Below are 24,830 nucleotides of genomic sequence, written 5' to 3' on the forward strand. Positions count from 1 at the left end.
AGCCTACGTTCTCGACCACGGAAACGGCGACGCAGTGCCACCAAAAATCTTTACTCGCAGGTGGTGTCGGCCGCGTTGGTGACCGTCAGGTCGTCCGGCAACTTGGTCGGCGCGTTGCCCGAGCCGCGTTCTATCTGCATGCTGATCGACGAGCCGCTGGGCGCCGGCGTGGTGACCGAGTTGAAGTCCGGGCCGAGCACCACCTGAACGACCTGCCCATAGCCCGAAACCCGCTGGAGCTTTGCGTTGGCGAACGCCGACGCCACGGTGGCCGCGGCCTGCTCGTTGCCGGGCGAAAACAACACCGTCGTCGCGTTCACCGAACTCGGGTAGTCGTCGGGTGTCATCACGTTGAAGCCGTTCCGCTTGAGCTGGCTGGTCGCGGTGGCCGCCAGCCCGCTCTGCGTGGTCGCGTTGGAGACCCGCACCGTGACGTCTTGCGGCGAGGTCGTCGTCACCTGCTGGTGCTGAGCCTCGGGCGTCGCGGCGGGCGTCGGCGACTTCTTGGTGGTGGGCGCCTTGCCGGACCCGGAGCCGGGCCCCGAGGTTGGGGCCGCGCTCAAATTCTGGGCGTTGTTGTCGTTTTCCTCGGGCAGCGGATCGTCGGTGATGATGGCATCGAAAAGCGCCCGCATATCGGTCATCCGCGGTGGCTCATCGCCGTTCTGGTCCGTCACGCCGGTCGGGATGGTGACGAACGTGATGTGCCCGGCCGCCATGCCCTGCAACGACTGACCGAGCTGGACAAGATCTTTGGTCTTGACGTTGTCGACGTAGGTGTCGCCGATGAACATGTTGACGACGTTGTTGAGCTTGTTGAGGTCGAACAGCGTGTCCTCGGAGATCAGCGACCGCAACAGCGATGACAGGAACAACTGTTGGCGTTTGATGCGGCCGTAGTCGCCGTTGGTTTCGGTGGTGACCTGTCGGGCCCGCACATAGTTCAATGCGGTTGGGCCGTCGACGACTTGGTGTCCCGGGTGCTCCAGGACCGTGCCCAGCTCGTAGTCGTGCAGTGGGGTGCTGGTGCACACCTCGACGCCGCCGAGGGCGTCGACCATGCGCGCGAAACCGGCGAAGTCGACGGCGATGAATCGGTTGATGCTCAAACCGGACAGCTTCTGGATTTCCTTGACCAGACATTTTGGTCCGCCGAACGCGAATGCCGAGTTGAGTTTGGTCTCGGTGTACACCTTCTTCGGGCCCCAGGTCTTGGTCTTCTGGTCGTAGATGGGTCCGTACTTACCGGTGTTCGGATTCCAGGCTTCGCACTGTATCGGGGTGATCGCCAGGTCGCGCGGGAACGACACCGCGACCACGCGCTTGCGGTTCGCCGGGATGTTGACCAGCATCACGGTGTCCGACCGCGCGCCATCGGCGTCATCCGTGTCGCCGGCGCCCATGTTGGCGTTTTCCCCGGCGCGCGAATCGATCCCGACGATCAAGAAGTCTTCGTCGCCGTACTGCCCATTGGGGTCCCGGATGTCGCCCGAGTGCGGGTCGAGCGCGCTGACGATGTTGAGCCGGGCGTTCTTTGACGTGCTCCACTGCCATGCCCCGCCCGTCAGGGCCAGTGCCAGCACGGCGAACAGCGCCGCCAGCGAGCGCACGGCCAGCAGCATCGGCCGGCGTCCGGGTTTCGGCTCCCGGGTCTTCGGGGCTTCGGGGGCGGCCGATGCTCCGCGGAAGTGCTTCCGCCGCATCTGGCGTGGCGTGGTCGGCACCGCGATCGGGTCGGGTTCGTCGTCGTTGGGGTAGTTCGCGGCCTCAAGGTCGGGAAGCTGCGGGGCGACGTCGAGCGAGTAGGCCGGCGTGTCGATCACCCGCGTGTCGTGCAGGTCGGCGGGGACGTCCGGCGCAACCTCGGAAGCTTCGGTGTCGGGCGCGACGTGACGGTGGCCGGGCCGGTCGGGGATCGTGGCTCCGACTTTGGCGATCAAGTCAGCGACGGTGAGTTCGCCGTCGGTGTGACATCCAGACTTTTCGGTCTCGCCCGCCTGGGGCCCGGCGGGCTGGGCGAGCGGCGGCTCGGCCTGCCATCGGTGAACGTTGTCGTCGGCCGGTGGTTCGCAGAACCGCTCCCACGGTGCCGGCTGTGGGGTGCGCCGATGGTCGAGAGTGGCGTCAGTGCCGCCGTCACTCATGTCCTATCGACCTCCGAAGCAGCACAAGGCCCACATCGTACTGAGTTATCGCCCCAGACGCGATGTCGAGCGCGTTAGCGCTCACCCGCCCGAGTGCATGACGTCCGCCCCGGCCGGCACCGTGCAGTCGTCGGGGTCGGTCAGCCAGCCTTCGGGCAGGGCCACGCGCGCCGGTGACCCCTGCCTGCCCCGCGGGCCGGTCGCCGCGTCCGGAAACGGGACAGCGCCGTCCAACCCATCGAGCAGACGGTCGAGTTCGTCGAGCGTCTTGACCAGCGCCAGCGCCCGCCGCACCTCGGATCCGGCGGGAAAACCATGCAGGTACCAGGCGACATGCTTGCGGATGTCGCGCATGCCTTTGTCCTCGCCGAAATGCTGCGCCAGCAACTGGCCGTGCCGGCGGACGATGTCGGCGACCTCGCCGAGCGTGGGCGGGGTGGGGGGTGGGCTGCCGGTGAACGCCGCCGAGAGCTCGGCGAACAGCCACGGCCGGCCCAGGCAGCCACGGCCGATGACGACGCCGTCGCATCCGGTGGTGGCCATCATCGCCAACGCGTCGCTGGCGTCGTAGATGTCGCCGTTGCCGAGCACCGGAATCGTCCGCACCTGCTGCTTGAGCCGCGCGATCTGGTCCCAGTCGGCCGTGCCGGAATACCGTTGCGCCGCGGTGCGGGCGTGCAGGGCTACCGCGGCCGCGCCCTCGGCCTCGGCGATGCGGCCGGCATCCAGGTGGGTGTGGTGCTCGTCGTCGATGCCGACGCGGAACTTGACGGTGACCGGGATGGTGGTGCCTTCGGTCGCGCGCACCGCCGCGGCGACGATCTGGCCGAACAGCCGCCGCTTGAACGGCAGCGCCGCCCCGCCACCGCGCCTGGTCACCTTGGGCACCGGGCAGCCGAAATTCATGTCGATGTGGTCGGCGAGGCCTTCGTCCGCGATCATCCTGGCGGCCGCGTAGGTGGTCGCGGGGTCGACGGTGTAGAGCTGCAGCGAGCGGGGCGACTCGTCCGGGGCGAACGACGTCATGTGCATGGTGACCGGATGCCGCTCGACGAGGGCACGCGCCGTCACCATCTCGCAGACATACAGGCCGCTGATGGTGCCGACCTTGGACTGCCCTCGTGGCGATCGCAAGCGCGGCGGAGCCGGGCGCGGCGGGTCGCCACGCATTGAACCAAATTCGCGGCACAGGGTCCGGAACGCGACATTGGTCACGCCTGCCATCGGGGCCAGCACCACCGGGCTGGCGAGCGTGATTGGACCGATGAGCAAGGCAGGACTACCGGCGGCTCATCACCAGCTTGCCGGCGGTTTGATGCAGCTCGTGTGCGGTGACCTTCTTGCCGGTACGGGCTTCCCGGTCGAGCTGGCGCTGCTTGGACACTTCGAACTTGTCGCAGGCCTGCTCGAGTTCCTTGATCAACAGGGCAAGATCGTCGCGCAATTCGGCCGCCTCACCGGTGATGTCCTCACGCTCGAAGAAGCGCCATTTCTTCAGCACCGGCATGACGACCTCGTCGAGGTGGATGCGTGGGTCGTATACGCCGCCGACGGCGATGAAGACGGCTTTGCGCCGGAATTCGGGCACCTGGAAGCCGGGCATTTGGAAGTTCCGCAGGATCTTGTGCAGCGACTTCGTCGCCCGGTTGGGGTCGATCTCGAACCCGGCCTCGCTGACGTCCCGGTAGAAGATCATGTGCAGGTTCTCGTCCGCCGAGATCTTGGCCAGCATCTGGTCGGCGATCGGCTCGTTGCAGGCCTTGCCGGTGTTGCGGTGCGAAATCCGGGTCGCCAGCTCCTGGAACGTGACGTAGATGACCGAGTCGAACAGGCTCTCGGCGAACAAGTCCTCTCGGACCTGGTGATTCTGGCCCGGGCTGAATCCCCGGTTGACCACCTCGATGCGCAGCTTCTCCAGTTCGACCGGGTCGATCGCGCGGGTCACCACCAGGTAGTCGCGCAGCGCGATCCCATGCCGGTTCTCTTCGGCGGTCCAGCGGTTGACCCACTGCCCCCAGGCGCCGTCCATGCCGAAGTTCATCGCGATCTCGCGGTGATACGACGGGAGATTGTCTTCGGTCATCAGGTTCTGCACCATCGCCACCTGGGCGAGGTCCGACAGCTTGCTCTGTTCGGGGTCCCAGTCCTGACCGCCGAGCGCGTAGTAGTTCTTCCCGTCCGACCACGGGATGTAGTCGTGCGGGTTCCAGGGCTTATGCATGCTCAGGTGGCGGTTGAGGTACTTCTCGACCACCGGTTCAAGTTCGTGCAACAGCTGTAGGTCGGTCAGCTGGGCTGACATGGCCCCTCCAGTTATCTGTGTCTTTGGGTAGCACTCAATATATCTGTGTCCCCCAGTAGCATCAAGTTTCGGTCGCCGCAGGGCGCGTCAGGGCTCTCGGTGTCGAACGTGCCGTGCGAAGCCCGCTTTTGCGGTTAGCCGGTGGGGTGCGGATGGAAACGCTACTCGGGTTTTCCCCGCTCGGGCGGGAGTACATGCGGCGCAGCCGAGGTGAAAAGCATATTGACGCAATAGTCGATGAATTGCGTGCGAGTGGCCCCCAGTTGGCCGTTGAGGTATGCGATGAAGAGGCTTGTCAGGCCGCCGACCAGGCTGGTGGCGAGCATTTTCTGCAGCACCGGGTCGCCGATCCGGGACAGCTTGCGCTGCAGCAGATCGATGAAGGTGGGCATCCACTCCGCGCCCGACCGGGTCAGTATCGGCTCCACCGCCGGCGCCAAAAGCAGCACGCGCCCGCGCACCGGGTCGTCGACCATCAGCTCGACGAATTGTTCGACGGCTTCGCGAGGGGTTTTCGCCGACGTAAGGGTATTCATCGCCCGTGTGCAGACGTCGTCATAGACCGCGCGCACGAATTCGTCACGGTCGGAAAAGCTTTCGTAGAAGTAGCGTTCCGTCAGCGCGGCCTTGCGGCACACCGCGCGGACGGTCAGCGCGGGCCCGGCATCGCTGCCCAGCAATTGCACACCGGCGGTGATGAGATTGTCGCGGCGGAGGGCGAGGCGGCTCTCTAGGGGGACGCCAGTCCAACGGCCCCGTCGTTGACCCGTCTGCACATCGCTCCTAAGCTTCGAAGTGACAACGCATGTAGTCAGAGTTGCCGATACTTGCAGGAATCTAATAGTGACTCAACATACGTCCGCAGCCTGCCCGCTGACCAGCGGCGTAGGCGGTAACGACCCGAACACCGCGGGCGAGGCGGCACTTCCCGGTGGGCCGCCGGACGGCTCCGGTGCGTCCAGCGGCTGTCCGGTGTCGCCGCTGGGCTACCAGGCACCGCCCACGCCGCTTGGCCCCGATTCGTTGACGTGGCGCTATTTCGGGGATTGGCGCGGCATGCTGCAGGGCCCATGGGCGGGATCCATGCAGAACATGCACCCGCAACTCGGTGCGGCGGTCATCGACCACTCGACGTTCTTCCGGGAGCGCTGGCCACGCCTGCTGCGCTCGTTGTACCCGATCGGCGGCGTCGTTTTCGACGGCGACCGCGCCCCGGTCACCGGCGCAGAGGTGCGCGACTACCACGTCGACATCAAGGGGGTTGACGAGCGGGGCCGTCGCTATCATGCGTTGAATCCCGACGTCTTCTACTGGGCACACGCGACCTTCTTTGTCGGCACTATCCTTGTGGCCGAGCGGTTTTGCGGCGGGTTGACCGAGGCGCAGAAACGGCAGCTGTTCGACGAGCACGTCGCGTGGTACCGGATGTACGGGATGAGCATGCGACCGGTGCCGGCGTCCTGGGAGGAGTTTCAGGCCTACTGGGATCACATGTGCCGCAATGTCTTAGAGGACAATCGGGCCGCGCGTGCGGTGCTCGACCTGACCGAGCTGCCCAAACCGCCGTTTGCCCAATGGCTTCCGGACCGGCTGTGGGCCGCCCAGCGCACAGTGCTGGCCCCGTTCTTCGTGTGGCTCACGGTCGGTCTCTACGATCCGCCGGTGCGCGAGCTGATGGGCTACCGGTGGTCACGCCGCGACGAATGGCTGCACCGGCGTTTCGGCGACTTTGTCCGCCTCGTGTTCGCCGTCGTGCCAAGGCGATACCGCAAGCACCCGCGGGCCCGGGCCGGCTGGGATCGTGCCAGCGGGGCGATCCCAGCCGACACACCGCTGGTGCACACGCCGGCGCGCAACCTGCCGCCGGTGGATGAGCGCGACAACTCGAAGCACTACTGCCCGAACGTGTCCTAGCCCATCGGTGTCCGGCGCACGCCGTGCGGCGCTAGCCGTGGGTGTGGTTGTGCCGGTCTTCCAGATCGGACTGGTGCACGTGCTGATGGGTGTGTTCGGTTCCGTCGTCGTGGGCGTGGGGGTGTTCATGCGCCAGATGGTCGTGCTCGTGCGTGGTGTGCGCGTGCGTGTGAGTCACGTCGGCATGGTGGTGTTCGTGCGCATGTGGCCCGTCGTGGGTGTGCTGTTCGGTCATGGGTTTCCCTTTCGACGTGAAATCCTCTGTGTTACTTCCTTATTCGGCCGGCATCCGACGTCTCCGCGATGATCCGGCGACCGCCTTCAGCTCGCTCTCGCCGCGGTGATGACGAGGAACCCCGGGACCGGCATGCTCGGCGTTGCAGACCGCATCGATGACCAGCTGGCGGACGTGGTCGTTCTCCAGGCTGTAGAAGATGGTGGTCCCGTCCCGGCGGGTGCGGACCAGGCGCGCCATTCGCAGCTTCGCGAGGTGCTGAGAGACGGAAGGCGCGGGCTTGCCCACGTGCTCGGCGAGTTCGTTGACGGACATCTCTCGATGCGTCAGCGACCAGAGCACCTGCACACGGGTGGCGTCGGCCAACATCCGGAAAACCTCGACGACCAGACCGGCCTGGTCGTCGGGCAGGCGGTCTTCGCTATTACCTGCATGCATACGCAGATAATAGCGAAGCGGGCGGCAGTCTCGCAATGCCGCGGTTGCTTCAGCCCGGTGGGACGGTCGTCGCTTTGCGCCGGCCGCCGTTGCGTTCGTTCCACAGGCGGTATACGTCGACCGCGGCCTCCCGGGGCTGGTAGCGCATGGGGAGGCGGCGCCGCTCCCAGGCCTTGGCGAATTCGTCGTAGAACGTGGAAACCTCGAAGTACTTGCGGTCATCGAGGTAGTACTGCTCGTACGACTCGCGGGCGATCAGGAAGATGACTTCCTTGGGCGAGCAGTAATACAGCGAGCCCAGGCACATCGGGCACGGGTGGGCCAGCGCGTAGACGGTGCTGTCGACCAGGTGCTCGGTGCCCAGCTTCATGCAGGCCTGTCGGATGGCCAGGATCTCCGCGTGCGCGGTCGGATCGTTCGTCTGGGCCACCTTGTTGGCGCTCTCGGCGAGGACCTCGCCGTCTTTGACGATCACCGTCGCGAACGGGCGACCGCCCTCCGCGACGTTTTGGCGGGCCAGGTCGATCGTCCGCTGGGCGAAGTCCGTCACAGGTCGCAGGGTAGTCCCGCCGGGGCGCGGCAACGGCCCTGTGGTAGTAACTAGATTGTCTATGTTTTCGGGTCGGGATGAGGGAGCACCATGGCGCGCACCGATCGTGATCGTTGGGATCTGGCGACGAGCGTCGGGGCGACGGCGACCATGGTCGCCGCCCAGCGAGCAATTTCTTCCGACGAGAAGTTGATCGATGATCCCTACGCGGCGCCGCTGGTGCGTGCCGTCGGAATTGACGTGTATGTCCGGCTGGTGAACGGCCAGATTCCCGTCGGCGGGGGGTCCGAATTCGATCCGCATCGGATGGCCCGGGGAATGGCTTGTCGCACAAGGTTCTACGACAACTTTTTCGTGGAAGCCACACGGAGCGGCATCGGCCAGGCGGTGATCCTCGCGTCGGGGCTGGACGCGCGTGCCTACCGCCTGCCGTGGTCGGCGGGCACCGTCGTCTACGAGGTCGACATGCCAGAGGTGATCGAGTTCAAGACGCTGACCCTAAACGATCTCGGCGCCGAGCCGACCGCGGAGCGTCGCACCGTCGCCGTCGACCTGCGCGACGACTGGGCCACCGCACTGCGGGAGGCGGGGTTTGACCCGCACGCTCCGGCGGCGTGGAGCGCCGAGGGGTTACTCGTCTATCTGCCGGACGCGGCCCAGGACGCACTGTTCGACAACATCACCGCGCTGAGCGCTCCCGGCAGTCGGCTGGCCTTCGACTCGGTGCCCGACACCACGGTGTTCGCCGACGAACGCTGGCGCGCGCACCACGACCGGATGAGCGAACTCGGCTTCGAAATCGACTTCAACGATCTCGTCTATCACGGCCAGCGCGGCCACATCGTCGACCACCTGACCCAGCGCGGCTGGCGGACGTCGTCGCAGACCGTCAAGGAACTGCACGCGGCCAATGGGTTCGTCTATCCCGACGACGACGTCGCCGAAGCCTTCGCCGACGTGACGTACAACAGCGCGGTACTCGCCCGATAGGGCCCCGGGCTTAGCTGCTGAGCAGGTCGTCCTTCAGGCGGTTGGTGAGCATCTCAGCGAACACCGTGCGCGCGGGTTGGTAGAGGTCCTGGAACGTCGTCAGCACCGCATCCCGGTCATATTCGGGAATGGCCCCGGTCGGAGTCCAGAAGCTGTCGATGTCCAGAAGGAAGAACGGTCCCTGTTGGGCCGGCAACGTCCGGCGCAGGTGGTAACTCGCGTCGAGCGCCTGGCCGACGCCCGGGCCGTAGCGCACGATCATCGACTTGCCCGGTTGGGCCTCGCGGTACACGGCGGCGCCCTGCCACTCGGTCAGGGTCAGGCCGGCCGGCGCGATGCGCTGCGGTCCGAGCAGCGGCTCCGCGATCCAGTTGCTCCACTCGATCCGGCCATCTACGCCCACGGGGACCCGGACCTCGAGGACATAGCGCAATCCGAGGCGCTCGACCCCGACGATCGGTGAGAATTGTGAGCGGGCGTCGACGACCCGCATCACCACATCGACCAACTCGTCGAAGTTGGTGTACGCGGTGGTCTCGATGACGACCGCCTGGGTCTTCATCGAGGCGGCAATCGTGTTATCTCGGTTGACGTAGCGGACGAAACGCTCGGCGGCCGGCGTCGGGTTTCCGCCAGCTCCCATCGCCCAGGCCACGTCCTGCGCCTGGCGTTCGATGGGCAGGTGGTCGGCGAGCAGGCGTCTGAGCTCTCCGCTCGATGATTCGGTGAGGGAATCCGTTGCTGGGTGACGGATTTCCATCGTTACCAGGGCTACGGGCGGGTTCTGGGAGGCCGCATCGACAGTCATCTTGCGAAGCATAGCCAAGCCGTTTTACGGCTAAACCACTGCCTGCCAGACGTGGGCCGGACCGGACAGCGTCAAGGGATGCCCGACGTCACCGCCGGGCATCAGCCGAGGTAGCGTGCGTCTTTCGGCGTCTTTCGGCGTCTTTCGGTGCCCCCACTAGGACTCGAACCTAGGACCTGCGGATTAAAAGTCCGTAGCTCTACCAACTGAGCTATAGGGGCTGCGAAAATTCAGGATACTGGGTTCGAAACGAAGCTCGTTTGAGGATTGGGCCCGCGGTGACCTAAGCTGGCGTGGCTCCCAACGGTAATTGTGTTGCGAGTGCCCCGGAGAGATTCGGTTCTGGCCCCCTTCGTCTAGCGGCCTAGGACGCCGCCCTTTCAAGGCGGTAGCGCGGGTTCGAATCCCGTAGGGGGTACCCTGCGACGCAGTGACGCGGAGCAGCAGCTAGGCCCTGTGGCGCAGTTGGTTAGCGCGCCGCCCTGTCACGGCGGAGGTCGCGGGTTCGAGTCCCGTCAGGGTCGCCGATTCGGCGAGGCATTCCCTGCCTTCCGGCCAGGTAGCTCAGTCGGTATGAGCGTCCGCCTGAAAAGCGGAAGGTCGGCGGTTCGATCCCGCCCCTGGCCACCATATTGTTTATGCAGGTGAGAAGCGCATCAGAGTGTGAATGGGCGTCGGCCCGGGGCGGTCATGCGGCCCTACTATGGGGCCAGGTTGGGGCCGCACGACCTGGTTGCTGTCTGACGGAAGGTCAGCCAGCGAGTCACACGCACGGCGATGTTGTCGAATTGCTCGTCGGCGTAGGTGTCGGCGGTCGCCGTGATCGCCGCATGGCCCATCGCCCTCCGGCAAAGGTTTGGGGTCGGCACTAGCCTGCGTGAGAAGCGATGTGTGGGCACGCCATCGTTGTGGTGGACGCCAACGTGAGCGTCCGGCGCCGACACATCGCGCCGTTTACGGCGAGGCGTGGCTCTGCGGGCTGCTGCTCCTCGTCGCCTCCGCCGCGCGGCGCCGCCGCGAGGACTCGTTCATACGACGCTATGGCGCAGGTCCAGACTGGTCAGAATTGTGCTCGGTTGAATCGTGCCGAGGTTCAGTGTGAGCCGAGATCCGGCCAGTGCCAGGGAATTACGTGACAGCCGGGAGGGAATTACGTGACGGACAACCGCTCAAACCTGGGGAATACGTGACCGCTGACACCAAGCACCGACCATAGGAGGGCGTTGGCCATCCGTTCTGGAGCTGTTCTTCATGGATAACATCAAGCTATGAATGCGGCGCCGTATGTCTTCGACTTCTCTGCGTCGACAACGGTCGACGTTGACGCAGCGGCCGCTGGCCTTTTATCCACTGTGGTACCAGTCTTTTTCATTGATAACCTGTTACCGAAGATTGTGGGCACGGCATTCTGCATCGCAACGCTGGCCAACGGCGAAGCTATCTACGCGACAGCGGGCCACGTCATTGCGGAGCTGAGGGAGTCGGCAGCGTCGAAACCCCGAGAAACGACTCCGATACGGGATCCACGCACTGGATGCTGCCATACACAAGTGACAAAGTCGTTGGGTTCCGCCAGGGGCCGTGTGATGTACACCTATTCGCGCCGACGCCACTGCCATCGACGTCCGAAGGGAAAGTTGGGACCCGACGCGGAGATGATGTCGGATGCCAATTTTGGCTGAGCATCGGCAACCCACACGGAGAACGCGCTAAACAGGCCAGACGCGATGGCAGAGCCGCGAGAACGGGAGTGCGACGTACCGGCAGTAGAGCTAAGCAGTCTCGTGGCAACAGTCTTGTCCGCCTCGGCAACCAAGCGGCAGTGCCTCCGACCTGAGCAGTGCCGTTCAAGGTTTTGCTCCGTGCGCAGAATCCAGCACTCGCAGTGGACGGGTGGCCACGCTCCGATCACGCTGTGATTCGGTGATCTGGTCACAGGCCTCGACTTGTCGAGCTGGCTGCAAGCCCTTAAGGCGCGTATCGATTGTGCGCGCCTTCTGGCAGTATTCACCGTCATCCGGTAGTGTGACCGGTAGTGAAACCGGAAGTACGGAGGCACGCTATGGCACTTACCTTGGAACGGGCCGTCGAGGCAAGCGAGATCGTGGATGCGCTGAAATCCTTCGGTGTCACGCAGGTCGACGTTGCCGCTGTGGCGCAGGTCTCCGACCGAGCGGTGCGTGGGTGGCGCACTGGCGACATCCGCCCGGACCGATATGACCGGCTTGCACAGCTTCGTGACTTGGTTCTGCTGCTCTCAGACTCGCTCACCCAACGCGGCGTCGGCCAGTGGCTGCATGCCAAGAACCGCTTGCTGGACGGTGCACGCCCGGTTGAACTACTCGCTGAGGACCGCTACCAGGAGGTTCGCGGCGCTGCCGAATCCTTTATCGACGGCTCCTACGTGTGACGATTGAGGACGCGGTCGGCACTGCACTGCACCGCGGCGCAGGCTGACCGGCCGTTACTGGCACCAGGGCCCCACCCGGCATCCCTTGGCATCCTGCGCAGACCCCGCCAAAGGGGATGGTCGCTACCACCGTAAAGGGGAGCCGGGGGTTTGGTACGCCTCCAATCGGGAGCAAGGCGCCTGGGCGGAGCTTTTTCGTCACTTCATTGATGACGGCGTGGATCCCTTCGAGGTGAAGCGCCGCATTGGCCGGGTCTCGGTCGACCTCGAGGTGCTCGACCTCACCGACAAGACGACACGATCACATCTCGGCGTGACTGAGGCGGACCTCGTATCCGACGACTACGCCTTAACGCAAACCATCGCCTACGCCGCTCGCGATGCGGGGTTTGACGCCATACTCGCCCCGGCAGCTGCCCTACCCGGATGCGAAACGCTGGCAGTGTTCGCTCATGCACTGCCCGACATCACCGCCGAGCGGTCCACGGTTCGCCAACCCCCGCCACGGCTGGCGGACCTTCTCCCGCAGATTCGACCACACGAAGACGTGACGGACACAGCGCGTCGGATTCTTCTAACCGTCGGACAGTTTGGGGCCGAAGCGATTCGGCGCCGCCGTTCGCTGAGCGATCAATAAAGCTTCACTGCAACGGTATTCGGAATAGTCAGCGAATGCGGTCGACCTGTTAATCGCTTCCGCCGTGTTCGTCGAGCTCGGTAGTGCCGCGCCGACTTGATCCCGGGCGGGGAAGCGGTGCCTCAAGGCGTCCCCCGTAGTGATGCATCACGCGCACCAGGGCGAGTTCGGCCGCTCGCCTGGCTGCGGCGGTCCGGATCGGTTCCATTTCGTCATTCATAGGGGCGTCATCTCATCACGTAAGTGTTCAGCCGCGTCTTCGCCGCGCACCCCGCTGATTCGCAGGTCGGCATATGCGCGCGGCCACAGCACCGAACGAAATCCGTCGGCAATCGTCTCGGTGATTTTCGCGCCGGCCGGTGTGGGGAACGGGCGCAGCACCAGGCGACCGCCGTCCATCTCTTGCAGGCCGGCTGCCAACGCGGCTCGGCGAACATCACTCCATGTCTTGCCCGCCACGTAGATCTCCCAGGGAGCCACCTCGGTCTGCATCGGCGCAAGCACACTCGCCGAAAGTGCGCTTGTGGCAGCCCAATCGATACCGGCAGCTTCCAAGAACTGACCGGTCTGGATGGCCCCCGCGACCGGGTCCCGCCACAGCACACCGACCCGGATCGAGATCGGCGACCGCAGCCGCTCGGCCGCCGTCGCGTAAGCGTCGAGGAACTCGTCACGATCGGCGACGCGTCGCGCGGCGCCGGGGCCCCGGGCCGCGGAGCTGACCAGATGGCCGTCCTCTTCGAGGAATTTCAGCGCAGTCACCGCACTGCCCATCGATATCCCGGCGGCTTCTATCACGGAGTTGGCGGTCGGGGTTGCCTGTCCCGAGAGGATTGCCTCGCAGACGGCGAGCGTGGCTGGCTTCCACCCGATGCGCGAGTCGTGCGGCACCGACGACGGCTTGCCCGTTGTGTCGATGATGATCGTCGTCCCCGAGGTGTCCCTAATGACGATGTCGGCTGCACCGGATTCGTCAACCCAGCCGACGCCGGCTTTCTTGGCGGCGGCGCGCGCTCCCGGTGACATCCGCGGCGCGGCGATCACGTCCGGTCGGGGCTTATCGCGAAGGGCCTCTTGGACCTGCTGCGGCCAGCCGACCGTTAGCCAGCGGACCAGGAGATCCTTGTTGTCCAGCGTCACGATCAGATCCCGGTTCGGACCCTTGGCGGTGCGCGCGCGGAGCGCGGTATGAAGCACGGTTTCCAGGGCGGTGACGGCTCTCTCCTGGTGCGCCATGACTACCACTATACCTCAATAAAAATAGGTACCTCACTGATATAGTGATGTACGCTATACTATTGAGGTATGTGCCAAGGTCACGCCAATCTAAATGCGTAAACACATACGCCAACCATTGGCGAGGGGCGTCCGGGCTTCGTCGGGAAGCTGGTTCCATGGGGCCGAAATGGGGCCAACCCGGGGGAGGTGACGCTCAATAGCGATGACCCGCATGAGCAGCCCGACATCAAGCTGAACTACCTCTCCAGTGAGCTTGACATCATCGGCTTGCGCGAGGGCGTCAGGTTCGCCTACGACATCCTCACCAAGGGTGATGGCTTCAAGGACATCGTCATCGGCCAGTACCCGTGGGATATGCCTCTGCACTCCGACGAGCTGATGAGGACGTCTATTCAAGACCGCGTTCAGACGTCATACCACCCGTGCGGCACCAACCGGCTGTCCAAGAACATCGACCAGGGCGTGGTCGACCCCAAGCTCAAGGTCCACGGCGTCAACAAACTGCGCGTCGTCGATGCGTCCGTCTTCCCGATCATCCCGGACTGCCGCATCCAAAACACCGTCTACATGGTGGGCGAGAAGGGCGCGGACCTGGTCAAGGCTGACCACAAGGATCTGTACAAGTAATGCTCTTGGCCGCGATCCTATTGTGTACCAATGATATGAACCTCATCTCACGACCCGTATCGGCACCGATGTGGGCCCGGACAGCGATGGGGTGGTGGTCCATGTGACAGGGCCGGCCAGTTCGATCCGCTCTGCGGCGTCGAGGATTTGATTCAGTGCGACACGCACTTCCAGGCGCGCCAGGTGCGCACCCATGCAGAAGTGCGCGCCGTGGCCGAAAGCGACGTGGCCGGCGCCGCCGCGGTCGATGTCGAAGTCCTCGGGCCGGTCGAAACGATCGGGGTCGTGGTTGGCGCCGGCGTAGAACAGCACTACCCGCGAGCGTGGAGGAATGGTGATGTCACCGATCGTGTACGGCGCCAGCGTTGTGCGCCCAACCCACTGCACCGGGCAGCCCCACCGCAGCGCTTCCTCGGTCGCGGCGGGAATCAGATCCCGGTTCTCCCGCAACCGGTCGTAGAGGCGCGGATCGCGGGCCAGTTGCATCAGCAGGATCCCGAGCAGGTTGGTGGTGGTCTCGCTGCCGGCGACCAACAGGATCAGCGCGGCGGTTAGTGCCTCCAGCATCGACATGTCGCCCTCGTCGAGGGCTTGACGCACTCGGCCCAGCACATCATCGGTGGGCGCGGTCGTTCGTCGGTCGAGTTCGTCGAGGATCAGGCTGCGCATCGCCAGCATCCCCGGCAGCGCCCGTCGGGTGGAACTGGTCACCTCAGCCAGTGAGCTCACCGCGAACACGGATCGGAAATCCTCGGAGTACCTCTGGAATTCACCGCGCCTGGTTTCATCGACACCCAAGATCAGCGCGATCGCGGCTACCGGCAGCGGCACCGTCAGCGCCGAAACCACATCGACTGTCTGGCCGCCCAGCAACGCCTCGACTCCGGGCTTGGCGAGATCGCCCAGCGTATCTTCGAGTCGGCGCACCGCACCCGGGGTGAACGATGCCGCGGTGATACGCCGCAACCGGCTGTGGTCGGGCTCGTCGGTGCTCACCACACCGGGCATGGGCATGGACCGCAACAGGATGCCCGAGGCCGACGACAACGTGTCGTGGGCGCGCGCCGCGGCGACGATGTCGTCATAGCGCGACAGCATCCACACGTTCAACCGCTCGTTGACCGCCACCCGCTGCGCACGCAGCCGCGCCAGTTGCGGGAACGGGTTGGCGATGGCATCGGGTCGGGTGGGATCGAAGGTGGTCCGCGCAACCCGCGGGCCGGCGTGGCGTACCTTGGCGCGGCGCAGATCTTGCAGGACACCGCGGCCGATCATCGACCCCGAATCACGCACCGCGCCCGCAACAGCGCGCACCGAGTTCATGAGGACTGCGCCCGCACCGTCACGACCTCACGCTGATTCCCGGCGGGGCGGCGAGAGAAGCGGTAGTCGACCGTCGGGGATCGGCGGGCCTGCCATCGGGCGCCGATGATGGTCTGGGGCCGGTGATAGACCGTATCGCCCTGGGAGTTGACGAAGTAGGTGTTGATGCCGTCGTTGCAGCGGGTGAAGTAAAGATGCGCGGTCTTTCCGGCGCTTTGCATCCGCGCGTGGTAGGCCTCAAACGCCTCCGGCGTCACGGCGACCGCGACGTCGATGCCCGCGCAGCGGGTTTCGTCGATGACGCGCGCCGCGTGGTCGGCCATCATCTCGACGAAGTCGGTCCAGCCGACACCGACGAACCCCAGCGGCCCGACGATCTCCCAGCGATTGGGCAGTCGGGGGTGCGCGGTGCCGGCATAACTGCGCAGCCCGTGCACGCGGTAGTCCTCGGCCAGGTCGAACCCGTCGGCTCCGAGAATGGTGTTCGGCCGGTAGGTTTCGGGATCGGTCCACAGCTCGTATCCGGTGGCGGTCACGATCAGATCGGCGCCATGCTCGACACCGTCGACGGTGCGTACCCCGTTGCGCGTGATCCGTTCGATCGGGGTGGTGATCAGGCTGGTTGTCGGCTCGTTGAACGCTGGCAGGTAGCTGCTGGAGATGATGGGCCGCTTACCCAAAATACCGTGGCGTGGAAGCAGTTTGCGCCGTGTGGACGCGTCGTCGACCACCGCGCGCAGCAGGGCGCGGAACCACAGCCGCGAGAACGCGTCGTAGGCGCGCATCAGCCCGACCAGGACGCGGTCGGGCATGTGCGGCATCACGTGCACCACCGGGACGAGCATGAACAGGTCGAACGCCAGTCGCCCGCCATGATGGATCGCGGCCATGACGCGGGGCAATCCCAGCACCGCCCGCAGGCGCGGCGTGATCTCGACGTCGGGTTTGGGCAGGATCCAGTTCGGGGTGCGCTGATAGACATCGAGTCGGGCGACCTTGCCTGAGAGCGCCGAGACGATCTGGGCGCCGCTGGATCCGGTACCGATCACCGCGACCTTCTTGTTCGCGGTGTCGTACTCGTCATCCCACGCGTTGGGCCGCAGGATGGTCCCACCGAACTCGGCGATGCCGTCGATGTCGGTGGTGGACTTGGCGTTCACATAGCCACCGACCGAACTGATGACGAACCGCGCCGTGATCTCGCCGCCGTCGCGGATCGACAGCCGCCACCGCCCGGCATCGCCATCCCACACCTGCCGGATGACGTCGCTGCCGGGCCTAAGAAACGGGTAAAGGCCACACTGGTGGGCGGTGTCGGTCAGATACCGGTAAATCTCAGGCCCCGGCGCGAACAGGCGACTCCAGCGACGATTGCGCGCAAAGGACAACTCATACCAAAAGATCGGGATGTCGACGGCCAGGCCGGGGTAGTGGTTGTCGCGCCAGGTACCGCCGAAATCGTCCTCGCGCTCGAGGATCACCAGGTCGGTGATACCGCGTTTGAGTAGCAGGTGGGCCGCCGCGATACCGCCGGGCCCCGCACCGATGATCGCGACCTCGAAATGCGAAGACTCACTCATCACACTGTCCTCACGCCGAGCGCGCCGTCGCGACGATCCGCAGGGTGGGTAGGCCTCGGTGTCAGCCGGAACATGGCGATTACCAACAGCGTGGCAATGACGAAACAGGCTGCGGCATAGGGTAGCACGCCGGTGGCGGTGCCCGATGCCGTGACGCCGTTGACCGCGGCAAAGTAGTCAGGCAGACCGCTGCCCCAGCTGATCGCCATGGTTGCCAGAAACGCCGCGCCGAACACCTTGGCGTAGGTGGTGTCGTAGGCCGTCCCCTCGCGCCGGGCCGGTGGCCACGCTCGTAGAACCGTGAGCGCGCCGATGATCATCACCGCCGAGATGGCCAGCCAGTACATCACCGCTTCGGCCAACGGGCTACCCCGCAGCAGCCAGGCGGGCACACCGAGTGCACCGAGCGATACGGTCGCCAGCACACCGACCAAGATGGCGCGGGCCGCCAGGGCGCCGAGGCCGAGGTGTTTTCCATCGGCCACCGGCTCGGCCACCCACCGGTGTATCAGGAAGGCCACCACGATCGGGGCCAGGGCGGAGAACAAGGCGATGCTGGTCAGCGGTACCGCACCCAACACCGGTGTGGTGGAGTAATTTTGGGTGTTCCACACCCACCACTTCAGTTGCGGCCCGATATGGTCGAACACCTCGTAGAAGCAGCTGTGCACAAAGCCGACGCACACCGCGCCGATCAGTGCGCCATAGCGGGCAAAGATGCCCAAGGCGCGCACGATGTCGTAGGCCAAGGTGAGCAAGGCCGGATAGATGGCGACGATGTAGAGCGGCAGCCGGTCGAACATGAAGTCCACGGTGAACACGTTGTGCACGAACACGATTCCCAGTTGATGCTCCACACCGAACACCCGCGGAAAGTAGATCGGCGGTTCGATCACCAGAAGGTAGACGATACCGCTGAACCACAGCACCAGCCGGGTCGGATCGCCCAGTGCGCGTCCTTGTTTGATGGCGATGGCCAACGAGGCGACCGCGCCTGCGACGACCGTGAACTCCAATAGCGGCAATGTCCAGTTGGCCAGCTCCATTGGGTTCCGTAGATGGATTAGCGCTGGCGCGTGGGCACAGGAGAAGCCGAGTTCATCGGCGAGCCGAGCAACATCGGGAATACATATGTTGGACAAAGTGATAAGCCCCTACGTGTGTGATGAAGCGGGTTGCGATGGACGGTCAGCGCGACGCGGCCGCAGCGCTGTACCAATGTGCGATGTCGGCGCCGTCGTTGTATCGGCGGAACCATCGGTCGGCGAACCGTGGAAGCGGTTGGTCGGTGGGGTTGTGCCACGGTGTTTGCGATTCGAGGATGCGCAGCATGGCAACGCTCTTTTGCCGATTGGACAGGTGGGCGAGTGCCGGCGGCGCTGGGCGTGGCCGGCGCAGCGCACTCGGTGTTAGGGCGGGGAGGGCCCGGTGAGCGTCGATGATGCGATCGGCTTCGGGCACATGTTTGTTGAAGCCGTCAACGACGATCACCAAGGCCTGGTTCATGTGCTTGAGGATTGCCGGCAAGGCCCGAACCCGATGTACTCGATTGTGGATGAGTGCGTCGTACACGATGAGCGCGGAGCTGCGATGCTCGACTTCTTCGACGAAGTGCCAAAGGAACAGCGAGGCCACGCGCTCGTCGCCCGGTGCGAACAGGGTGGCTTCGTTGTCCAGCAGGAGTTTGAAATACGGCGTGAACGTCGCTTCCAGGTTGGCCGCGTAGGCGAGTCGAAAGTCCAGCGGCGCGGTGCCGGTGAGTCGGTCGAAGCACCGCACCGCGTCGGCCAGTGTCTGCTCAAGTCCCGGATAGCGTCGGGCCAGCGCGCGGATGTGCTGTCGGTGCGCGTTGGCGTGCTGAGCTTCTTGGCGCAAGAAGGCCTCCGCCTCTGATTTCGCCTCGGGATCGGTGATGAGAGGAATGGCTTCCCGGGTCGCTGCCACGATGAGTTTCTCGAACGCGATCGCGATGATCGAGACCGCGTTGGTGAGCACCGAGAACGTGGGATTTTGCGGATTCCAGATGAAGGGGATGTCGCCGTCGAGATCGAAGCGCACCCTGCGAAGTTCCAGTGAGGTCATCTCGCGCCTCCTCCAGCAGCCGAATATGTGACGTGCTTGCGCAGCGGATCAGCGGCGCATCGCATGGGCAAGCATCAACAGCGGACCTCCAACTTTTCGCCTGGATGGCCAGCCTAACGATCGACTAGACATATAGTCAATACTGTCCAGTCACTCGGAGTCGGGAGCTCGCCCGTGGCCAGTGCATGCGACTGGACGTTTTGCTACTTTTGTCCAATCACTGGTTGAGAGTGTGGACGAGAAGGAGCTTTGTGTGCGTGCGGTGATCATGGACAGCAAGGGCTCGGTGCACATCGCGAACCGGCCCAACCCGACATTGCCTGGGCCGCAAGGGGCCATCGTCGCCGTGGAGGCTACCGGGATCTGCGGATCGGATCTGCACTTTTACGACGGCGATCTGCCGTCGATCGACGGGTTGAGTATCGGGCACGAAGCCGTCGGCGTCGTCGTCGAGGTCGGTGGCGCGGTCAATCGCATCGCCGCAGGCGATCGGGTGGTGGTCTCTTGCATCACCGGCTGCGGGTACTGCCACGGTCTTCGCCTACGACCCGGTCGCGGGCAGACGAGCGCGGGCGCAGGCGTGCGGGGCGACGGCGATCAGCGGACCCGAGGTTGCCGCCGAGGTGTCGCAGGCCACCCGCGGCCGCGGCGTCGATGTGGTAATCGACGCGGTGGCCACCGACGCATCCCTGGACTGCGCTGTGAGTGCGGTGCGGGCCGGCGGCACCATCTCGGTGGTTGGCATTCACAACATGCAGCCCTACCCGTTGCCGATCCTGCAGGCGGTTTACAAGTCGATCACCTTGCGGATGTCGATGGCCGCGGTGCAAAGCGCATGGCGCGAATTGCTGCCGTTGATCGTCGCCGGACGACTGGACGCCTCGGGCATCATCACCCACCGGTATCCCCTCGAGGAGGCATCCCAGGCCTACGAGCTGGTGGCCGCGCGCAGCCCCGAGTGCACCAAAGCGCTGCTCATCCCGTAAGTCAGGTTTGACACCAGGAACCGAGCCCCGACAAAATCAGCCAATGAATGCGCAATCACCCGCGCGGACCCGCCGGTCAGCGGTGCTGACGGTGATAGGTCTGCGGTAGGACCGCGCGGTGCGGACGCACGGGTGGGGCGGCGCAACGCCGGCCAGCGACCAAGAAGCCGTCGACCGGATCCTCGATGCCGCCGACGACGCCATCGAGGCCCGCGGGGCCGATATGCGCATCGTCGACGTCGCACGGGCATTGGGCGTGTCGCGCCAAACCGTCTACACGTACTTCCCGGGTTCAGGTGCGTTGCTCGAAGCGGCGGCCACCCGTTCGGGCCTCCGGTTCCTCGAACCCTTGGCCGACCATCTAGCCGGCATCACCGACCCCATCGAGGCCCTGGTGGAAAGCCTCGCCTACACCCTGGAATGGCTACCCGGGGATCGCGCGATCCAGGTGATGCTCGCCCACGACTTCACCAAAGCCTCCACTGGCATCACCTCCGATGCCTGTGTGCAGTTCGGCCACGCAATCCTGGCGGGCCTAGACGTCGACTGGACAGATCTGGGACTCGGGCATGCCGAGCTCGACGATCTAGTCGAGTACATGCTGCGCATCCTGCAGTCCTTCATGATCGACCCCGGCCGGCCGGCCCGCAGGGGCGCGGTGCTGCGCGACTACCTGCGCAGGTGGGTGGCGCCGGTACTGTACGCCGAGATCACCGCACACCGCTAATGGACAACCACAATCAGCCGCTGACTGCTTCCTCGGCCCAGGTGAAACTCGGTCACTCCTGCGGCGCGACTCCCTATGTCGGCGTGCCGGTTTCGGCGATAGGACCCTCTGAGTTCATAGCGCCGACGGACTTGGCGATCTATGATTCGATATAAACGATCGGTAGGTTTCGTGAGTGACTTTGCACATCGCTGATTTAGTCGAACACGCTGTTGACGTTGTACCCGATAACACGGCCCTGATCGTGAACGAGCAATCGCTTACCTACCGGGAGCTCGACGAAGCCGCTAATCGTATCGCTCACTTTTTTAGCAGCAAAGAGATCAGGCGCGGAGCGCATGTAGGCCTATTTTCGAGAAACACGATCGAACATGTTGTTGTCATGTTGGCTGCCTTGAAGATTCGTGCGACGCCAATAAATTTGAACTATCGCTACACGGCAGCCGAACTCGCCTACGTAGCGGAAAGTGGCGATCTCGACGCAATATTCTTCGAACGCGGTTTCGAGGCTACGGTCGCGACCGCGACCTCAGATATTCCGCGGGTGCGGCACTTCTTAGTCGCTGAGGATGGCACCCCAGCGTCGGGACAACTCGAAGCCACGGAGTACACCCAGGCGTTGGCGGCGGGTTCTCCGCACCGAGACTTCGGGCAGCGTTCGGCAGACGACCTCTACATCCTATTCACCGGTGGGACAACCGGTTATCCCAAAGGGGTCATGTGGCGTCATGAGGACATCTGGCGCGTCCTAGGCGGCGGTATTGACTTCATATCGGGTGAGCGACTCGGCGAGTTCGACCAAGCCGAACGTGCGCGAGTCGGGCCGCCGATGATGACACTACCGTTGAGCCCGCTCAGTCACGGGGCGGCGGTCTGGGCGACCTTGATGCATCTGTTCGCCGGTCATACCACGATCCTGCTGAACAAGTTTGACCCCATTGCCGCCTGGAGCACGATCGACCGTTACAAGGTACAGATCGTGTTCATGACAGGAGATGCGATGGGGCGTCCCCTCATTGAGGCCTACGACGCCGGCGGTTTTGACGGATCGTCGTTGGTGGCAGTGGCGAGCAGTGCTGCTGTGTTCAGCGAGACGATTAAACGCAAATGGATGACGACTTTTCCGAACGTGACGTTTACGGACTCGGTGGGTGCGACGGAGGTCGGTTCGTCGGGCGTCGGGCTGTTAACCGAAGAATCCATCACCGCCGAGGGCCCGGTGGTCGCACTGGCACCCGGCACCATCGTGGTCGACGACGACAACAACATCATCGACCCCGACGCACATGTCGGGCGAATTGTGCGTACGGGTCGTGCCGGCCATGTGCCACTTGGTTACTACGGCGATCAGGAGAAGTCGAAGGCGACGTTCTTCGAAGCCGATGGGGTGCGCTATGCGATCACGGGGGACTACGCGCGTCTAGAAGAGGGCCGTCGGTTGACCCTCCTCGGCCGTGGTTCGGGCTGCATCAACACTGGTGGCGAGAAAGTATTTCCCGAGCAGGTCGAGATGACGCTCAAGGCACATCCAGACGTTTACGACGCGCTGGTAGTGGGCGTCCCCGATGAACGTTGGGGCAATCGCGTGAGCGCGGTGATCCAACCGCGTCCCGATACCCGCCCGACGGTCGCATCGATCCAAGAACATGTCCGCAAGCATCTCGCCGGCTTCAAGGTCCCGCGGTCCATCGCGCTGGTCGATGAGATTCCGCGCCACGTCACCGGGAAGGCGAATTATCCGCTGGCTAAACAGATCATGCTTGAGTCACTTGCCAGTGGTGAGTCATCAAATCTCGACGATGCACCAGAAAGTCACAGGAGTGGCCAATGAGCGATCAACATCTCACCTTCGAACGTGACGACAAGGTCGTCACCCTGACCATGAACAATCCGCGCCGCAAGAATGCTCTGACCCCCGAAATGATCACTCTCATGGCGCAGGCGTGGGACGAAATCGATTCCGACGACGGCATCCGTGTTGCCATTCTCACCGGCCACGGTGATTCCTACTGTGTGGGCGGCGATCTTGCCGACGGGTGGATGGTGAAGGGCGTCAAGGGCAATCGCTCCTCATCGGATTCGGATGGGACCGCGCAGCAGACGCCGCCGCCGAAGTCACGCGGATCGATCATCACCGACGGCCTGCTCTTAAGTCGCAGCCTGACCAAGCCGCTCATTGCCGCCGTCAACGGCCCATGTCTGGGCGGTGGGTGTGAAATGCTGCAGCAGACAGATATTCGTATCGCAGAAGAGCACGCGGTCTTCGGATTGCCCGAGGCCAAGTTCGGCCTGATCGCCGGCGCGGGCTCCACGGTACGGCTCAAGCGCCAGATCCCCTACACGAAAGCCATGGAGATGATCTTGACCGGCGAGCCGTTGACGGCGGCCGAGGCATATCACTTCGGGCTGGTCGGACACGTAGTGCCAAAAGGGCATTCGTTGGCCAAGGCCCATGAAATCGCTGCCCGGGTAGCGGCTAATGGCCCACTAGCGGTCCGAAACGCGAAGGCTTCGATTCTGGCCAGCGGCTGGCTTGACGACTCCGACGCTCGAAAGATCGAACAACGCTTCGTCATCGAAGTGATGACTTCACAGGATGCGAAAGAGGGTTTAGCCGCGTTTGCCGCCAAACGCGATCCCCGCTTCACCGGAAAGTAGTCGGCCTCCAATGGTTCGGTAGCCAGCCAAGCCACCGATGCTTCCAACCCCAGCGCCGCCTGAACTGTCGCCGTGTGCGGTTCGACCGCTGCAGGCGCGGGCGCTTCACGTCGAGGGACAATGCAATCCGAGGTAAGGCTCGGGGTTCGCGGTGGCCCAGGCGTCGAGCATCTGAGCAAGGTGCTCGGCCATGCCTTTGGCGGACAACCGCGTTTTCAGCACGCACACCACGGCAATATCGCGTTCGCCCGCGAAGTCTTTGACGTTCTCGGTGACCAGCGCGCGGTTCTCACGGGCTGCGACGGCGGCGACTTCCCAGTCCGGACGAGCATCGACACCACGGTCCCGCACGTGCACCGCGTCATGGCCGCTGTCCGCGAGGAGAGAGCACGTTTTCGGTGGGAACATCTCGTCAACCAGGAAACGCACTGAGCGATTCCGCCACTAGGCCATCAGATCGGTGCGGCTGGCAACAAGCTCGCGTGTCTCGTCGGCCGCTCGATCGTTGGCCGCAATCTCCTCCTCGATGACGCTGCGGTGGGTTGCGGCAAAGTCAATCGCCGTGCGGATGTGGCGCGGATGCAGATCGAACTGCTCGGCCAGGGCGGCCACCCGCTGCTCGGGGCTGCCCTTCGTATAGCGAAGCGCGGACGCGACCTCCCAGATGTCCGGTCCAACCGCCAGGGCGGCGCGGCGCCCCGTCGGCCCATCCCGATAGACGACACCAGTGTGGTGCGACGTGTCTAGCCCCTCGGTTACCAACCGTTCCAGCAGCGCCCGTTCCGTGATCCCTTCTGCAGCCGCCTGCCGCTCCAGCCGGGACTTAACGGCGGGATCTAGACGGTACGAGGTCGCACGAGCCACCATCCTCCAACTCCTTTGCGGTGACAATGTACCGCAATTGTAACAAAGGCATCGCGTGGCCGGAATCGGTCCGGACGCTGCCACGGCGCGATACCCGGTGGCACACTCGGTCGCGGCTGCGGGGCAACGACCCGATCAACTGCGATCGATCCCGCCCCTGGCCACCGGAAACGCACAGCTCAGCGGTTGTTTGGTGGGGCCGACCACCGCTGCCGATTGTATTTATCCGCTGTATTGATCCGCCAAAATCCGCCGCAGCACGACCGTCCGCTCGCGGAACTGAAGGTCCCACGGGGACCGCACTTCACTCGACATG

22 protein-coding genes, 4 tRNA genes and 2 pseudogenes are annotated in these 24,830 nt (G+C 64.4%); 12 read left to right on the forward strand and 16 right to left on the reverse strand.

Annotated elements, in window-relative coordinates:
- Positions 1 to 50 precede the first annotated feature (50 nt).
- The 4 genes and pseudogenes from G6N25_RS13195 to G6N25_RS13210 all read right to left on the reverse strand — a co-directional run bounded on the left by G6N25_RS13195 (position 51) and on the right by G6N25_RS13210 (position 5,222).
- Positions 51 to 2,144: an LCP family protein gene (locus G6N25_RS13195; RefSeq protein ID WP_083072241.1), complete on the reverse strand. Its 2,094-nt coding sequence runs from the start codon at positions 2,142 to 2,144 to the stop codon at positions 51 to 53.
- Positions 2,145 to 2,225: 81 nt separating this feature from the next.
- Entirely contained in the window at positions 2,226 to 3,368 is a 1,143-nt protein-coding gene (gene dusB / locus G6N25_RS13200; protein WP_232065946.1) for a tRNA dihydrouridine synthase DusB, read from the reverse strand.
- A 55-nt stretch (positions 3,369 to 3,423) separates the two neighbouring features.
- Positions 3,424 to 4,446: an acyl-ACP desaturase gene (locus tag G6N25_RS13205; protein WP_083072239.1), complete on the reverse strand. Its 1,023-nt coding sequence runs from the start codon at positions 4,444 to 4,446 to the stop codon at positions 3,424 to 3,426.
- Between the two features lie 87 nt (positions 4,447 to 4,533).
- Positions 4,534 to 5,222 (reverse strand): annotated as a pseudogene (locus tag G6N25_RS13210) (TetR/AcrR family transcriptional regulator).
- Positions 5,223 to 5,289: 67 nt separating this feature from the next.
- On the opposite strand from G6N25_RS13210, the gene G6N25_RS13215 reads away from it, so the two are divergent.
- Positions 5,290 to 6,360, forward strand: coding sequence for an oxygenase MpaB family protein (locus G6N25_RS13215; protein ID WP_083072237.1), 1,071 nt, complete (start codon positions 5,290 to 5,292; stop codon positions 6,358 to 6,360).
- Between the two features lie 31 nt (positions 6,361 to 6,391).
- On the opposite strand, the gene G6N25_RS13220 is transcribed toward G6N25_RS13215, so the two are convergent.
- From G6N25_RS13220 to G6N25_RS13230, 3 genes are read right to left on the reverse strand one after another with little or no spacing between them, the layout of a single operon-like run.
- Complete coding sequence (locus G6N25_RS13220; RefSeq protein ID WP_083072236.1) at positions 6,392 to 6,595, reverse strand: zinc transporter Slc39a7; 204 nt, start codon at positions 6,593 to 6,595, stop codon at positions 6,392 to 6,394.
- A 39-nt stretch (positions 6,596 to 6,634) separates the two neighbouring features.
- Positions 6,635 to 7,033 (reverse strand): ArsR/SmtB family transcription factor, encoded by a 399-nt coding sequence (locus tag G6N25_RS13225; protein WP_083072235.1) that lies wholly within the window; start codon positions 7,031 to 7,033, stop codon positions 6,635 to 6,637.
- A 49-nt stretch (positions 7,034 to 7,082) separates the two neighbouring features.
- Positions 7,083 to 7,583: a nucleoside deaminase gene (locus G6N25_RS13230; RefSeq protein ID WP_083072234.1), complete on the reverse strand. Its 501-nt coding sequence runs from the start codon at positions 7,581 to 7,583 to the stop codon at positions 7,083 to 7,085.
- A gap of 90 nt (positions 7,584 to 7,673) precedes the next feature.
- Between G6N25_RS13230 and G6N25_RS13235 the strand changes: the two genes are divergently transcribed.
- Positions 7,674 to 8,573: a class I SAM-dependent methyltransferase gene (locus G6N25_RS13235; RefSeq protein ID WP_083072233.1), complete on the forward strand. Its 900-nt coding sequence runs from the start codon at positions 7,674 to 7,676 to the stop codon at positions 8,571 to 8,573.
- A 10-nt stretch (positions 8,574 to 8,583) separates the two neighbouring features.
- On the opposite strand, the gene G6N25_RS13240 is transcribed toward G6N25_RS13235, so the two are convergent.
- Positions 8,584 to 9,393 (reverse strand): TIGR04255 family protein, encoded by an 810-nt coding sequence (locus tag G6N25_RS13240; protein ID WP_083072232.1) that lies wholly within the window; start codon positions 9,391 to 9,393, stop codon positions 8,584 to 8,586.
- A gap of 136 nt (positions 9,394 to 9,529) precedes the next feature.
- A tRNA-Lys gene (locus tag G6N25_RS13245) sits at positions 9,530 to 9,602 on the reverse strand.
- Positions 9,603 to 9,726: 124 nt separating this feature from the next.
- Between G6N25_RS13245 and G6N25_RS13250 the strand changes: the two genes are divergently transcribed.
- The 5 genes from G6N25_RS13250 to G6N25_RS13270 all read left to right on the forward strand — a co-directional run bounded on the left by G6N25_RS13250 (position 9,727) and on the right by G6N25_RS13270 (position 12,428).
- Positions 9,727 to 9,799 (forward strand) — tRNA-Glu (locus tag G6N25_RS13250).
- Positions 9,800 to 9,831: 32 nt separating this feature from the next.
- Positions 9,832 to 9,905, forward strand: a tRNA-Asp gene (locus G6N25_RS13255).
- A gap of 29 nt (positions 9,906 to 9,934) precedes the next feature.
- A tRNA-Phe gene (locus G6N25_RS13260) sits at positions 9,935 to 10,011 on the forward strand.
- A 1,432-nt stretch (positions 10,012 to 11,443) separates the two neighbouring features.
- Positions 11,444 to 11,791 carry a DUF2384 domain-containing protein gene (locus G6N25_RS13265; RefSeq protein ID WP_083072231.1) on the forward strand — a complete coding sequence of 116 codons (348 nt, stop codon included), beginning with the start codon at positions 11,444 to 11,446 and terminating at the stop codon, positions 11,789 to 11,791.
- Between the two features lie 43 nt (positions 11,792 to 11,834).
- On the forward strand, positions 11,835 to 12,428 hold the full coding sequence (locus G6N25_RS13270) for an RES family NAD+ phosphorylase (protein WP_083072230.1): 594 nt from the start codon (positions 11,835 to 11,837) through the stop codon (positions 12,426 to 12,428).
- A 216-nt stretch (positions 12,429 to 12,644) separates the two neighbouring features.
- Here G6N25_RS13270 and G6N25_RS13275 read toward each other — a convergent pair whose 3' ends face one another.
- On the reverse strand, positions 12,645 to 13,664 hold the full coding sequence (locus G6N25_RS13275) for a hypothetical protein (protein ID WP_169924602.1): 1,020 nt from the start codon (positions 13,662 to 13,664) through the stop codon (positions 12,645 to 12,647).
- Positions 13,665 to 13,853: 189 nt separating this feature from the next.
- Between G6N25_RS13275 and G6N25_RS13280 the strand changes: the two genes are divergently transcribed.
- Positions 13,854 to 14,294, forward strand: a complete 441-nt coding sequence (locus G6N25_RS13280) for a GMC family oxidoreductase (protein ID WP_428838810.1) — start codon at positions 13,854 to 13,856, stop codon at positions 14,292 to 14,294.
- A gap of 42 nt (positions 14,295 to 14,336) precedes the next feature.
- Here G6N25_RS13280 and G6N25_RS13285 read toward each other — a convergent pair whose 3' ends face one another.
- The 4 genes from G6N25_RS13285 to G6N25_RS13300 all read right to left on the reverse strand — a co-directional run bounded on the left by G6N25_RS13285 (position 14,337) and on the right by G6N25_RS13300 (position 19,279).
- Complete coding sequence (locus G6N25_RS13285) at positions 14,337 to 15,617, reverse strand: cytochrome P450 (protein ID WP_083072229.1); 1,281 nt, start codon at positions 15,615 to 15,617, stop codon at positions 14,337 to 14,339.
- Positions 15,614 to 17,197 (reverse strand): flavin-containing monooxygenase, encoded by a 1,584-nt coding sequence (locus G6N25_RS13290; protein ID WP_083072228.1) that lies wholly within the window; start codon positions 17,195 to 17,197, stop codon positions 15,614 to 15,616. The genes G6N25_RS13285 and G6N25_RS13290 overlap by 4 nt, the downstream gene beginning before the upstream one ends.
- On the reverse strand, positions 17,197 to 18,243 hold the full coding sequence (locus G6N25_RS13295; protein ID WP_083072227.1) for a hypothetical protein: 1,047 nt from the start codon (positions 18,241 to 18,243) through the stop codon (positions 17,197 to 17,199). Before G6N25_RS13295 ends, G6N25_RS13290 begins: the two co-directional genes overlap by 1 nt.
- Before the next feature lie 142 nt (positions 18,244 to 18,385).
- On the reverse strand, positions 18,386 to 19,279 hold the full coding sequence (locus G6N25_RS13300) for a metal-dependent hydrolase (RefSeq protein ID WP_083072226.1): 894 nt from the start codon (positions 19,277 to 19,279) through the stop codon (positions 18,386 to 18,388).
- A 253-nt stretch (positions 19,280 to 19,532) separates the two neighbouring features.
- Here G6N25_RS13300 and G6N25_RS13305 point away from each other — a divergent pair.
- The 4 genes and pseudogenes from G6N25_RS13305 (at position 19,533) to G6N25_RS13320 (ending at position 23,650) form a co-directional block, all read left to right on the forward strand.
- A pseudogene (locus tag G6N25_RS13305) lies at positions 19,533 to 20,265 on the forward strand (zinc-binding dehydrogenase).
- A gap of 118 nt (positions 20,266 to 20,383) precedes the next feature.
- Entirely contained in the window at positions 20,384 to 20,992 is a 609-nt protein-coding gene (locus tag G6N25_RS13310) for a TetR/AcrR family transcriptional regulator (RefSeq protein WP_083072225.1), read from the forward strand.
- Positions 20,993 to 21,167: 175 nt separating this feature from the next.
- Positions 21,168 to 22,823 carry an acyl-CoA synthetase gene (locus G6N25_RS13315; protein WP_083072224.1) on the forward strand — a complete coding sequence of 552 codons (1,656 nt, stop codon included), beginning with the start codon at positions 21,168 to 21,170 and terminating at the stop codon, positions 22,821 to 22,823.
- Positions 22,820 to 23,650 (forward strand): enoyl-CoA hydratase-related protein, encoded by an 831-nt coding sequence (locus G6N25_RS13320; RefSeq protein ID WP_083072223.1) that lies wholly within the window; start codon positions 22,820 to 22,822, stop codon positions 23,648 to 23,650. Before G6N25_RS13315 ends, G6N25_RS13320 begins: the two co-directional genes overlap by 4 nt.
- Before the next feature lie 105 nt (positions 23,651 to 23,755).
- On the opposite strand, the gene G6N25_RS13325 is transcribed toward G6N25_RS13320, so the two are convergent.
- Positions 23,756 to 24,079: a DUF5615 family PIN-like protein gene (locus tag G6N25_RS13325; RefSeq protein WP_197745678.1), complete on the reverse strand. Its 324-nt coding sequence runs from the start codon at positions 24,077 to 24,079 to the stop codon at positions 23,756 to 23,758.
- 15 nt (positions 24,080 to 24,094) lie between these two features.
- Positions 24,095 to 24,517 carry a hypothetical protein gene (locus tag G6N25_RS13330; RefSeq protein ID WP_083072222.1) on the reverse strand — a complete coding sequence of 141 codons (423 nt, stop codon included), beginning with the start codon at positions 24,515 to 24,517 and terminating at the stop codon, positions 24,095 to 24,097.
- Between the last annotated feature and the right edge of the window lie 313 nt (positions 24,518 to 24,830).

The organism is Mycobacterium heidelbergense (assembly GCF_010730745.1).
GTDB classification, from domain to species: domain Bacteria; phylum Actinomycetota; class Actinomycetes; order Mycobacteriales; family Mycobacteriaceae; genus Mycobacterium; species Mycobacterium heidelbergense.